The organism is Mesorhizobium album, assembly GCF_033977205.1.
Lineage (GTDB): Bacteria > Pseudomonadota > Alphaproteobacteria > Rhizobiales > Rhizobiaceae > Mesorhizobium > Mesorhizobium album.
On sequence record NZ_JAVIIW010000028.1, the window covers coordinates 60,377 to 72,921 of the forward strand.

Here is a 12,545-nt window from a genome sequence, read left to right on the forward strand (position 1 = left end):
GCAACTCCGCAATAAAATCCGGAGCGGACGTTTTCCCTGTTTTGGGCAGTACAGCGGGCGCTGTCCCGCCGCGTTCAGAAATTCCAGATTCCGAACTAGCCTAAGCCGCCACCTTCACCGTCGTCGGCGATTTCTTGAGCGGGATACGCACCGACACGATGGTGCCGACGCCTTCGGTCGAGCGGATCTTCAGCGCGCCGCCCTGCAGTTCGGCGAGCGAGCGCGAGATGGCCAGCCCGAGGCCGGACCCGGTATGGTTCTTGGAGAACTGGTTCTGCACCTGCTCGAACGGCCGCCCGAGCTTGCTCAGCGCCTGCTTCGGGATGCCGCAGCCATTGTCCTCGATGGTGAGCACCAGTGCGCCCGACGCGCTGCGCGCCCTCACCGTGATCTTGCCGCCCTGTCCGGTGAACTTCACCGCATTGGAAAGGAGGTTGATGGCGATCTGCTTGATCGCGCGGCGGTCGGCATAAAGCCGCATGGAGTCGGCGATGCGCGTTTCCACCGTGATCGACTTTTCCGCCGCCTGCAGCGAGATGACGCGCACAGTCTCCTTGATCAGCGGGCAAAGGTCGATCTCCTCACGGTCGAGCGAGAACTGGCCGGCCTCGATCTTCGACATGTCGAGGATGTCGTTGATGACGCCAAGCAGGTATTTGCCGCTGCCGTTGATGTCGCTGGCATATTCCTCGTAGCGCGGCGAGCCGAGCGGTCCGAACAATCGCTGTTCCATCAGTTCGGAAAAGCCGATGATGGCGTTGAGCGGCGTGCGCAGCTCATGCGACATGTTGGCGAGGAATTCGGACTTCGCCCGGTTGGCCGCCTCGGCGCGCTCGGTCTCCTTCATGTATTTGCGGTTGAGCTCGACAAGTTCCTTGGCGCGTTCCTCCTCGGCGCGGCGGGCGAGGCTGAGGTCATGAATCGTCGCCATCAGGCGGCGCTCGCTGTCGACCAGCTTTTCCTGGTGCAGCTTGATCTGGGTGATGTCGGAGCCGACCGAGACGATGCCGCCGTCCCTGGTCCTGAGCTCGTTGACCTGCAGCCACCGGCCGTCCGCCAACTGTCTCTCAATGGTGATGCCGCCATGCGGGCCGTTGGCATTGGCGAGCCTGCGCTCCGAGGCGAAGGCGAGCATGCGCTCCTCCAGCATCTCGCGGGTCGCGCCCGGCACCACGTCGCGGTCGGAGAGCCCGTTGTCTTTCTGGAATTTGGAGTTGCACATGATCAGCCGCTCGGTGGCGTCCCACAGCACGAAGGATTCGTTGATGTTCTCGATTGCTGTCCTCAGCCGCATGTCCGCCGCTTCGGAGCGCAGCGCCAGATGCCGCTGCTCGGTGACGTCGACGGCGATGCCGATCAACTGGATCTCCGGCGCTTCCGGATCGATCACCTGGGCGCGGGCGCGCATCCACACCCATTGCCCGTCGGCGTGGCGCATGCGGAAGACCTGGTCGATATGGTCGATCTCACGCTCGACGATGCGGTTGGCGAGCTCGAAGAGATCGCCGTCGTCGGGATGGATGATCTCGTCGACCTCGCCGAAGGACAGCATCGTGTCGCAAGGCTCGTAGCCCAGCATGTCGTACATCGAGCGTGACCAGTACATCTTGCCGCGCACCATGTCCCAGTCCCATAGGCCGCAGCGGCCGCGCACCAGCGCCATGTCGATGCGCTGATGTGCCTCGAGATAGATGCGGTCGGCCGCCTGGGCGCGCGCCGCCTGGCCGAAATAGGCATAGAGGATGACGATCAGCACGCCGGCCGTCAGCACGAACAGCGTGACGTTGAGCGACACCGTCTTGCGCCAGCCATCGAACACCGCCTCCTTGGGCACAAGTGCGGCCGCGGCGTTCTTGCGGTCGCCCGTGAGGCTGACGGCGGCGAACCAGTCCTTGCCGCCGATGCTGACATCCATCACGCCTGCGCGGTCGCCGAACATGAACAGCGGCTGTCCGCCGAGCACCAGGCTGTCCAGCGAGCGTCCCTTCCAGCCGGTCGACAGCGGCGACACCGCGAGGATCTTGAAGGCGCCGTCGCTGACGGCCAGCACATGGCTGCGGCCCATGGCGCCCTGACGGCTGGTGTTTTCCAGAAGGTCCATCGCGTTGGCGCCGGCCGCGTTCGGGTCCGCGGTGATCGCCTGCGCCATCTGCCCGGCGGCTAAAGCCAGCACCGCCTTGGCGTTGCGTTCGACCTCGTCGCGCTCGTTGACCAGCGACAGGAAGCGTAGCGCGGCGATGACGATGAGGAAGATGATGATCAGCGCCGGGATCGAGCGGCGCAGCAGCGGCTCCGCCGCCAGCAGCCGCTGATAGGCTGGCTCGGCGATCAGGCGCGCATTGCCGGCGAGCCCGTCGCCCCTTGCCTCGCGACGCGCAAAAGCCTTCCCTCCGGGCGCGCCCCACGCGTCCGTCTTGGCCATGAATGGCACTCCCCGATTTGCCGCATACTTGACGATCCGGCTACGCCGCACGCCCGAATCGTCAGTAAAGAATCAAAGGTGATTCGCCTTGTCCAGAGGCGCGGCCAAAAAAGATTAAAAGTTGATTGAAATTGGCGCTTTTCCCTTCTCCCACAAGAAGGGGAGAAGGAGGGAGCTACGCCAGCGTCCGCTCCACGATATCGCGCAGATCCGCCGAAAGGTTCTCGGCATTTGCCATGTGCAGCAGCGCCTGCCGCGCCTTGTTCTGCCGGACCGGTTCCAGCGAGCGCCAGGACCGCATCGCCGTCGCCAGCCTTGCCGCCACCTGCGGGTTGCGCTTCTCGACCTCCAGCACGGTCTCGGCGAAGAAGCGGTAGCCCTGGCCGTCGGCGCGATGGAAGCCGGTCTGGTTGGCGCTGAAGAAGGTGCCGATCAGCGAACGCACCCGGTTCGGGTTGGTGATCGAGAAGGCGGGATGCTGCATCAGCGCGCGCACCTTTTCGACGGTCAGCGCGCCGGGCACGCCGGCCTGGATCTGGAACCATTTGTCGAGCACCAGCGCGTCGCCGCGATATTTCAGTTCGAAGCCTGCCAGCGCCTCTTCCGCCTCAGGAGAGCCGGCATGGCGGTGCGCCAGCACGGTGAGCGCCGCGGCGCGGTCGGTCATGTTGGTTGCCGCCCGGAAATGCGCCGCCGCAAGCGCCGCCCCCTCAGGCAGCAGCGACAGGTAATCGAGCAGGATGTTGCGCAGCGCGCGTCGGCCGGCGCTCGCCGCGTCGGGCGTGAACGGGCCCTTGTCGGCAAGGCTGTGGTAAAGCGCCGAGAAGGTCTCGCGGCTTACCTTGGCGACCGTTGCCGCCAGCGCCTCGCGGGCGGCGAAGACGGCGTCGGGGTCGATGCCCTTGCCGATATCGCGGGCGATGTCCGCCTCGCCGGGCAGCGCCAGCGCCAGCGCCCGGTAGGCCGGCTCCAGCGTCTCGTCGCCGGCGATCCCGCCGGCAAGCTCGGCGAGACTTGCTGCGAAGGCCGGCTCCTTGCCGCCCAGCACCTGGCGGAAGGCCGCGATCAGCGCGTCGGTGAGCAGCGTGTTGACAGCCTGCCAGCGCGAGAAAGAGTCGCTGTCATGGCTGGCGAGGAAGAACTGGTCGTCGGCCTTCTGCTGCACCGAGAGCGTGATCGGCGCCGAGAATCCGCGGTTGAGCGACAGCGAAGGTCGCTCTGCAACGCCTGAGAAGCGCACCGTGTGCCGCCGCTTGCGCACATGGATGACGCCGTCCTCGACGGCGGCGCCATCGACGGCTGCCCAAGTGACAGGCTTGCCGCCGGCACCGACCAGGCCGAAGGCCAGCGGAATATGCATCAGCCGCTTGCGGCTTTCCGACGGTGTCGGCGGCACCGACTGTTCGATCTCCAGCGTGAATGTCTTGGCCGCCGCATTGTGGGAGGAACTGACCATCAGGTTCGGCGTGCCGGCCTGGTGGTACCAGAGCGCGAACTGCGCAAGGCCTCGTCCGGAGACGTCCTCGAACACTTTGAGGAAATCCTCGATCGTCGCCGCCTCGCCGTCATGCCGCTCGAAATAGAGGTCCATGCCGGCGCGGAACGCCTCGGGCCCAAGAATGGTGCGGATCATGCGCACCACTTCCGAACCCTTCTCGTAGACGGTTGCGGTGTAGAAGTTGTTGATCTCGCGGTAGCGGCGCGGCCGCACGGGGTGCGCCAGCGGCCCCTGGTCCTCGGGGAACTGATGCGCGCGCAGCGTGCGCACCTCGGCGATGCGCTTCACCGCGCGCGAGCGCTGGTCGGCGGAGAATTCGTGGTCGCGGTAAACGGTCAGCCCTTCCTTCAGGCAGAGCTGGAACCAGTCGCGGCAAGTGATCCTGTTGCCGGTCCAGTTGTGGAAATATTCATGCGCTATGATCGCCTCGATATTGGCGAAGTCGGCGTCCGTCGCGGTCTCTTCGTCGGCCAGCACGTATTTGTCGTTGAAGATGTTGAGGCCCTTGTTCTCCATCGCGCCCATGTTGAAGTCCGACACGGCGACGATGTTGAAGACGTCGAGATCGTATTCGCGGCCGAAGGCTTCCTCGTCCCATTTCATCGAGCGCTTCAACGCGTCCATCGCATAGCCGGCGAGCCGCTCCTTGCCCGGCTCGACATAGATGCCGAGCTCGACCGTGCGGCCCGACATGGTGGTGAAGCTGCCCGCCACCTTGCCGAGCGCGCCCGCCACCAGCGCGAAGAGATAGGAGGGTTTTGGGAAGGGATCGTGCCAGACGGCATAGTGCCGGCCGTCGGTGAGCACGCCATTTTCGACGGGGTTGCCGTTGGAGAGCAGCAGCGGCGCTTCGTTGTGGGGCGCCTCGATGCGGACCGTGTAGATGGAGAGGATGTCGGGCCGGTCGAGGAAATAGGTGATGCGGCGAAAGCCCTCGGCCTCGCATTGCGTGCAATAGACATTGTTCGAGCGGTAAAGCCCCATCAGCGCCTCGTTGCGCGACGGCGCGATCTCGGTCTCGAGGCGAAGCTCGAAGCTGCGCGCCGCCGGCGGCTTCGCAATGGTCAGCTGGTCCGGCGTCGCCTCATAGTGGGCCGGCGCGAGAGCCTTGCCGTCGACGGCGATACCGAGCAGCGTCAGGCCGTCGCCGTCGAGCACCAGCGGCGCGGAGGCGGTAATGCCTTCGCGCCGCTCGACGGTGAGAACGGCAGTGACGCGCGTCGCATCGGGAGACAGGCGGAAGTCGAGGCTGATCCGCGGAATGAGATAGTCGCTGGGGCGATAGTCTTCGAGCTTGAAGACATGTCCGGTATCGGTGCGCATTCCGTCGGTTTTCCTGTCGATCTCGGACCGCAGGATGTTGCTGGTCCAGGAATTTTGAAAGCCCGCGCTCTTTACACGAAACGGTCACTCGACAAAACTGCGCCGGGGTCTATTTCTGGGCTTCGTTCTCCGATCATCGTCACGAGGCAGGGATGACCGTCGTCACACCGAAACTCGGCATGGGCGCAGCCGTGCTGCCGCCCGCGCGCTTCCGGGCGGCGATCCGGGACGCGGTGGCAAAGTGAGCACCGGAGCGGGATCGGATAGCGAAGCGCCCGGCGATCACGCCGGCGGCCACGGCACGCTGCGCGGCATCGCGCTGAAGATCGTCTCGGTGGCGGTCTTCGTCGGCATGTCGACCTGCATCAAGGCGGCAGGCTCCGTGCCCGCGGGCCAGATCGTCTTCTTCCGCTCCTTCTTCGCCATATTCCCGATCGTCGCCTTCCTTGCCTTCAAGGGACAGCTCGACACGGCATTCGCGACGAAACGGCCGTTCAACCACATCGCGCGCGGCGTCGTCGGTGTCGGCGCTATGGGGCTCGGCTTCGTCGCGCTGACCAGGCTGCCGCTGCCGGAAGCGATCACGCTCAATTACGCGCAGCCGCTCTTGGTCGTGGTGTTCTCCTCGGTCTTCCTCGGCGAGTCGATCCGGGTCTACCGCTGGAGCGCGGTCGCCGTCGGCCTCATCGGCGTGCTCATCATCTCCTGGCCGGAACTGACGCTGTTGAATTCGGACGAGGCGCTCGACGACCAGGAGGTGCTGGGCGTGATGGCGGCCCTGATCGCCGCGGCGATCTCGGCCGTCGCCATGTTGCTCGTGCGCAATCTCGTGCAGACCGAGAAGACGGCGACCATCGTGCTGTGGTTCTCCTCGACGGCGAGCGCGCTCGCGCTCTTCACGCTGCCTTTCGGCTGGCAGATGCTCACTCCGGCTCAGGCCGCCCTGCTGATCGCCGCCGGCTTCTGCGGCGGGCTCGGCCAGATCCTGATGACGTCCGCCTACCGCCATGCCGAGGCTTCCGTCGTGGCGCCCTTCGAATACACCTCGATGATCCTCGGCGTCGTGGTCGGCTATTTCGTGTTCGGCGATGTCACGTCGCTGAACACGCTGATCGGCGGCGTCATCGTGGTGGCCGCCGGCATCTTCATCATCTGGCGCGAAAGGCAACTTGGCCTCGAGCGCACGCGCACCCGGAGAGCCACTCCGCCGCAGGGGTGAACGAGATCGCCGGTATGTCATCAAGTTCACTGATGTTTCTCAGTCGATGAGGAATTTGAAAATGAATGGCAAAGAGCGCCCTTACGTCCTGCACACGAACCGAGAACTTGCGATGGTGCTTGCCGGAGCCAAGCCGTTGGCTGTGTTTGCTCATGAGCGGGTGGACGGGTTCGAAAAATCTGACGCACTAGCCAATCAGGACTTCGCGCCGCACATCGCAGACGGGACGCTTTCGGAGCATGTGAAGACCATCACGATCTCTCTGCCGAGCGGTGCTGCGTTGGATATCGATTACTGGTTTTACACGCTCAAGGGCGAGGAATGGCGGGTCGAAGCGTATTGGCTGCTGATCGAGCTTCTCCACCGCAATGCCTGGTCGCCACAATTCGAATGGTTAGTAGGAAAGCTGCTCGGCTATACCGATCAGGAGAATATTTTGCATCTTTTGAAGACCTATCCGGAAGATCGGTGGGTTGCCGAGATTTGTGGGTCGCAAGATTCGTGACCGGCGGCTGACACGCAGCTAGCCGTTTGCAGCTAGCCGTTTATCGTGTCGCCCGTTCCTTCGCCAGCCGCACCAGCACCGTCCGCGTCTGCTCGTCGGCAGGGAAAAAAGATTCGATCGCCAGTTCCGACAGCGTGACATCGAGTGGCGTGCCGAACACGGTGATGGTGCTGATGAAGGAGAGCACCGCATCGCCATGCGCGAGTCTGAGCGGATGGACGATGCCACTCGGCTCGACCGGCGCTGGCCGGCTGCTCCTCAGCCCGGACGGATAGGCGCGCAGCTCGCGTTCCAGCTCGATCAGCACTGGATCGCCGGTGGCGTCGTTCTGGTGCTTCAGGCGCTCCAAAAGATGCGCCCGCCATTCCGCGAGATTGACGATGCGCGGCGCCACACCACTCGGATGCAGGCTGAGCCTGAGCACATTGACCGGCGGCTTGAGCAGCGCCGGCTCGGAAACATCGGCGAGAAACGGGCCGATCGCCGCGTTGGCGGAGACAAGGTTCCAGTGCCGGTCCACGGCCAGCGCCGGGAAGGGCTCGTGGCCCTTGAGCACCGTCTCGACCGCGGCAAGCGCCGGTGCCAGCGTCGCATCGGTCAGCGGCCTTTCGCTGAAGCTCGGCGCGAAGCCTGCCGCGAGCAGGAGCTGGTTGCGCTGGCGCAGCGGGATCGAGAGCTGCTCGGCCAGATGCAGCACCATCTCGCGCGATGGCTGGGCGCGCCCGCTTTCGACGAAGGAAAGATGCCGCTGCGAGATATCGGCTTCCATAGCGAGGTCGAGCTGGCTCATGCGGCGGCGCGTACGCCATTCGCGAATGAGGCTGCCGGCGGAGATTTCGGATGTGGTCATGAGGGATGAGTAGGGCGGCGGGCGTCTCGTTTCAATTACCTGGGAGGTCATAGCTCCCCCTTCTCCCCTTGTGGGAGAAGGTGTCGCCGAAGGCGACGGATGAGGGGTGCTGGCCAGAGTGAGACGATGGAAATTTGGCACGATACGCCTTAGCGACGAAAGTCGCCGCCAAGCTGGAACACCCCTCATCCGTCTCGGCGCTGCGCGCCGATCACCTTCTCCGACAAGGGGAGAAGGGAGGCGTCATCCCAGCGCCCTCAACCTCGCCTTCACCTCGAGGAAATCCCGCCAGGCCAGCTTCTTGTGCGCCGGTGTCCTCAGCAGGTAGGCCGGGTGCAGTGTGGGCATGGCGGGAATGGCCGTGCCCGATGCGGTCGTGTGGACGCGCCAGTTGCCGCGCAGTCTTAAGATCCCCTCCGTCGTGTTGAGCAGGGTCTTGGCCGACGGCCCGCCGAGATTGATCAGCACCTTCGGATTGACCAGCTCGATCTGCCTTTCGATGAAGGGCCGGCAGATCTCGGTCTCGTGCGGTGTCGGTGTGCGGTTTCCCGGCGGCCGCCACGGGATGACGTTGGCGATATAGGCGGAATTGCGGTCGCGGCCGATCGCCGCCAGCATGCGGTCGAGCAGCCGTCCTGAGCGGCCGACGAAGGGCAGGCCTTCGAGGTCCTCGTCGCGGCCCGGCGCCTCGCCGACCAGCATCAGCTCGGCATTGGGATTGCCATCGGCGAAGACCAGGTTCTTGGCGGTGAATTTCAGATTGCAGCCGTCGAAGGCCGCCATATGCTGGCGCAATTCCTCAAGCGTCGAAGCGCTCGCCGCCAGCTGCCGGGCGAGCAGGACCTGCCCTTCGTCGGGCACCGCGGCGGTGGCGGGTCGAGCGGGGGCGTCCGGGATCTTGCTCGCGTCCAGGCTGAATGACGCTGCCGATGTCTCCGGCGCCTTGCTTGATTCCGGGCCCGACTGAGGTGGCGGTCGCCTGTCGGACCGGCTTTCACGAACGGGTGCGGCCGGCACCGGCGCGCGCTCGGCCTGCTTCGGTCGCACCTCCGCGAACCGGTTGATGGGCGCGTCTTCCAGCGCCTCGTCGACGCCGGCGCTGGCATAGAAGGCGAGCAGCTCGGCGATATCGACCGGGTTGTTGGGAGAGGCGGCAGTCATGGCGCCACCATTGTCCGCGCGGTGGTGAATTGCAACCTCGGCGACGCAATCTCCCCCTCGAGAGGGAAGATTACCCCGTCGGAATCCGCGGATCCTGCACCAGATAGAACGTCCAACGCGGGGTGTAGTCGGTGATCAGGAACTCGAAGGTCGCCGTCTTCAGCGGGTCGACCTTGCCGTTCTTGAACAAGAGCCGGTCGTAGGGTTCGAACTCGCGGTCGAAATCGGCGAAATTGCTCGAGGCGATGTTGTCGGGCGTCTTGTTGCGCTGGTCGAAGGAGAGACCATCGCCGAACACGCTCGGCTGGTCGAGGATCTCCTGCAGCTCGAACTGGAATTCCACCCAGGGCAGCGCGCTGTTGTTGAGAACGTCGATGCGCATGTACATGACGCCATTGGCGAAGTCGCCCACCTTGCCGAAGGCCTCGATCGGCCGGGTGGCGCGGATTGTCAACGTCACCGGTGTCGCCGAATTGAGCTCTTCCGTAACGACCAGCGGGTCCTCCTTGGTACCGATTCCGGAGGCGCCGGTGATGCGGAAGCCGCCGAGCTCGTCGGAAAAGGAATAGGCGCCGGTCGCCCACACTTTCTGCGGATCGGCCTGGGCGGTGCCAAGCGAAAAGAGGAGCGGAAGAACCGCGCGGCAGAGCACGCCGGGCGTGAAGAGTAAGCGCTTCAATGAAAAGCCGGATGGCTCGAGAGTGCGCATGGGTCAAGTATTGCCAATAAGCAAGCCGTCGAACAATTAAAAACGTGCGCCGGCCGGCTCCGCTTCCAATCGAATTGCCGCGGCCGATGCTTTGCCTGGCTGTCACGGAAGAGTCTTCAGCGCGCAAAACCGCGACTTTTTGTCGAAATCGGCTTTGTCACGACAGCACCCGTTTCGCGTCGCGAATTGATGCGCTATGCAGCGCGTGAGCCAGCAGAATGCTAGAATATGGCGAGCCAGTGAGAGGCCGATGAGCGAAATCGAACGCGAGAGCATGGAATTCGACGTGGTGATCGTCGGCGCCGGTCCGGCCGGCCTTGCCGCGGCGATCCGTTTGAAGCAGCTCAATCCCGACCTTTCCGTGGTCGTGCTGGAAAAGGGCGGCGAGGTCGGCGCCCATATCCTGTCCGGCGCCGTGGTCGATCCGGTCGGCATCGACCGCCTGCTGCCGGGCTGGCGCGAGGAGGAGGGGCATCCGCTCAAGACGCCCGTCACCGACGATCATTTCCTGGTGCTGGGTCCCGCCGGCTCGTTCCGCCTGCCCAACTTCCTGATGCCGCCGCTGATGAACAATCACGGCAACTTCATCGTCTCGCTCGGCAATGTCTGCCGCTGGCTGGCGACCAAGGCCGAGGCGCTCGGCGTCGAGATCTATCCGGGCTTTGCCGCGGTAAGCCTCGTCTACAACGAGGCGGGCGCCGTCACCGGCGTCATCACCGGCGACATGGGCGTTGAGAAGGACGGCACGCATGGCCCGGCTTACGCGCCCGGCATGGCGCTGATGGGCAAATATGTGCTGATCGGCGAGGGCGCGCGCGGCTCTTTAGCCAAGCAGCTGATCGCCAAATACAAACTTTCCGAAGGCCGCGAACCCGGCAAATACGGCATCGGCCTCAAGGAACTCTGGCAGGTCAAGCCGGAGAACCACAAGCCGGGGCTGGTGCAGCATTCCTTCGGCTGGCCGCTCGACATGAAGACCGGCGGCGGCTCCTTCCTCTACCATCTGGAGGACAACCAGGTTGCGGTCGGCTTCGTCGTCCACCTCAACTACAAGAATCCCTGGCTCTCGCCCTTCGAGGAGTTCCAGCGCTTCAAGACGCATCCGGCAATCAGGGGCACCTTTGAGGGCGCCAAACGGATCGGCTATGGCGCGCGCGCCATCACCGAGGGCGGCTGGCAGTCGGTGCCAAAGCTCTCCTTCCCGGGCGGCGTGCTGATGGGCTGCGCGGCAGGCTTCGTCAATGTGCCGCGCATCAAGGGCTCGCACAATGCGGTGCTGTCCGGCATGCTGGCGGCCGAGCATGTCGCGGACGCCATCGCTGCCGGCCGCGCCAATGACGAGCTTGCCTCTTATGAAGGAGCCTGGCGCGGCAGCGACATCGGCAAGGACCTGAAAAAGGTGCGCAACGTCAAGCCGCTGTGGTCGCGCTTCGGCACCGTCGTCGGCGTCGGCATCGGCGGCCTCGACATGTGGCTGAACACGCTGTTCGGCTTCTCGCCCTTCGGCACGCTGAAGCACGGCAAGGCCGATTATGCGACGCTCGAGCCAGCGTCCAAGCATCAGAAGATCGCCTATCCGAAGCCGGATGGCGTCTTGACCTTCGACCGGCTCTCCTCGGTGTTCCTGTCCAACACCAACCATGAGGAAAACGAGCCTGTCCACCTTATCGTCGGCGACGCGGCGCTGCAGCAGCGCTCCGAGCACGATGTCTTCGCAGGACCCTCGACCCGCTACTGCCCGGCCAGCGTCTATGAATGGGTGGACAAGGACGGCAATGCCGCCGCCGATCCGTCGGCCAAGGATGTGCGCTTCGTCATCAACGCGCAGAACTGCGTCCACTGCAAGACCTGCGACATCAAGGACCCGAACCAGAACATCAACTGGGTGCCGCCACAAGGCGGCGAAGGCCCGGTCTACCAGGGCATGTGAGCCCCACGCCCGACCGGGCCGTCTCGACCGCCGCCAAAGGAAAATGCCGGCGAAGGCCCGGTCTACCAGGGCATGTGAGCCCCACGCCCGGCCGGGCCGTCTCGACCGCTGCCAAAGGAAAATGCCGGCGAAGGCCGGTCCACCAAGGCACGTAGAGGGCAATTGCCAAAGGCCTTGCGCTGCCCTTCACCCATACCGTGAGCAAAGGGTCGGCGCCTGCGGCGGTGCAGGTTGCGACAGCGCAACCTCAAGGCCGTTGAATCCGCCGCCTGCTTGTGTTTCCTTTCCCGGAGGATAGGGAGGAGACAGCCATGCGCTTGGCGGTTCTGACATGCCTTGTCGCCATGGGCGCGCTGTGCGCGCCGCAGGCTTCGGCCGGCACCCGAGTGCTGGTCCAGACACACACCTACGACATTGCCGGCAATTCCGGCGCGGCGCTGATCGAGGCCATGGACAGCAAAGGTCCCAAGCATGGCTTCATGACGCATGCTATCGCCCAGACCGCCTATACGGTCGACTGGGAGCTTGGCGTTGTCCAGGACCAGGGTTCCTGCCGGATACGGCAGGCAAACGGCACGCTCAATCTCACCTACACTTTTCCGCGCGTCGCATCGCTGGTGACGCCGGCACTGAAGAAGCGCTGGAACCAGTTCTTCGCCGGGGTGCGTGCCCATGAGGAGACCCACGGCCGCGTCGCCAGGGAGATGATGCGCGTCACCGAGCGGTCGATCACCGGTATCACGGTCGCCGACGATCCCTCCTGCTATAAGACGCGCAGCGAGGCGCGCCGTCGTATCCAGGCCGCCTATGCCGAATACGAGGCCAAGCAAAACGCTTTCGATGCCCGTGAGCACCGCGACGGCGGCCATGTCGAGCATCTGATTGCGGCGTTGATGAAGCCTTAGCAGGGCAGAGGGGGGCGCGAAGG

At 64.6% G+C, this 12,545-nt stretch carries 9 protein-coding genes; 4 read left to right on the forward strand and 5 right to left on the reverse strand.

The window, feature by feature from the left end; all coding sequences use genetic code 11:
• Positions 1–100: 100 nt before the first annotated feature.
• Positions 101–2,422: a PAS domain-containing sensor histidine kinase gene (locus RFN28_RS22335; protein ID WP_320289388.1), complete on the reverse strand. Its 2,322-nt coding sequence runs from the start codon at positions 2,420–2,422 to the stop codon at positions 101–103.
• A gap of 175 nt (positions 2,423–2,597) precedes the next feature.
• Positions 2,598–5,243, reverse strand: a complete 2,646-nt coding sequence (gene pepN, locus RFN28_RS22340; RefSeq protein ID WP_320289389.1) for an aminopeptidase N — start codon at positions 5,241–5,243, stop codon at positions 2,598–2,600.
• A 241-nt stretch (positions 5,244–5,484) separates the two neighbouring features.
• Here pepN and RFN28_RS22345 point away from each other — a divergent pair, with 241 nt between their 5' ends.
• Both RFN28_RS22345 and RFN28_RS22350 read left to right on the forward strand, forming a co-directional pair.
• A complete protein-coding gene (locus RFN28_RS22345) occupies positions 5,485–6,462 on the forward strand; it encodes a DMT family transporter (RefSeq protein WP_320289390.1) in 978 nt (325 codons plus the stop codon).
• A gap of 61 nt (positions 6,463–6,523) precedes the next feature.
• Positions 6,524–6,967 carry a hypothetical protein gene (locus tag RFN28_RS22350; RefSeq protein WP_320289391.1) on the forward strand — a complete coding sequence of 148 codons (444 nt, stop codon included), beginning with the start codon at positions 6,524–6,526 and terminating at the stop codon, positions 6,965–6,967.
• A gap of 40 nt (positions 6,968–7,007) precedes the next feature.
• On the opposite strand, the gene RFN28_RS22355 is transcribed toward RFN28_RS22350, so the two are convergent.
• The 3 genes from RFN28_RS22355 to RFN28_RS22365 form a co-directional block, all read right to left on the reverse strand.
• The gene (locus tag RFN28_RS22355) at positions 7,008–7,817 is read right to left on the reverse strand and encodes a helix-turn-helix domain-containing protein (RefSeq protein WP_320289392.1); all 810 of its coding nucleotides are present in this window, start codon (positions 7,815–7,817) and stop codon (positions 7,008–7,010) included.
• A gap of 243 nt (positions 7,818–8,060) precedes the next feature.
• Positions 8,061–8,978: a uracil-DNA glycosylase gene (locus RFN28_RS22360; protein WP_320289393.1), complete on the reverse strand. Its 918-nt coding sequence runs from the start codon at positions 8,976–8,978 to the stop codon at positions 8,061–8,063.
• A gap of 70 nt (positions 8,979–9,048) precedes the next feature.
• Complete coding sequence (locus RFN28_RS22365) at positions 9,049–9,687, reverse strand: hypothetical protein (protein ID WP_320289394.1); 639 nt, start codon at positions 9,685–9,687, stop codon at positions 9,049–9,051.
• Between the two features lie 250 nt (positions 9,688–9,937).
• On the opposite strand from RFN28_RS22365, the gene RFN28_RS22370 reads away from it, so the two are divergent.
• Both RFN28_RS22370 and RFN28_RS22375 read left to right on the forward strand, forming a co-directional pair.
• Complete coding sequence (locus tag RFN28_RS22370) at positions 9,938–11,617, forward strand: electron transfer flavoprotein-ubiquinone oxidoreductase (protein WP_320289395.1); 1,680 nt, start codon at positions 9,938–9,940, stop codon at positions 11,615–11,617.
• Positions 11,618–11,928: 311 nt separating this feature from the next.
• Positions 11,929–12,522, forward strand: a complete 594-nt coding sequence (locus tag RFN28_RS22375) for a DUF922 domain-containing Zn-dependent protease (protein WP_320289396.1) — start codon at positions 11,929–11,931, stop codon at positions 12,520–12,522.
• Positions 12,523–12,545: the final 23 nt, after the last annotated feature.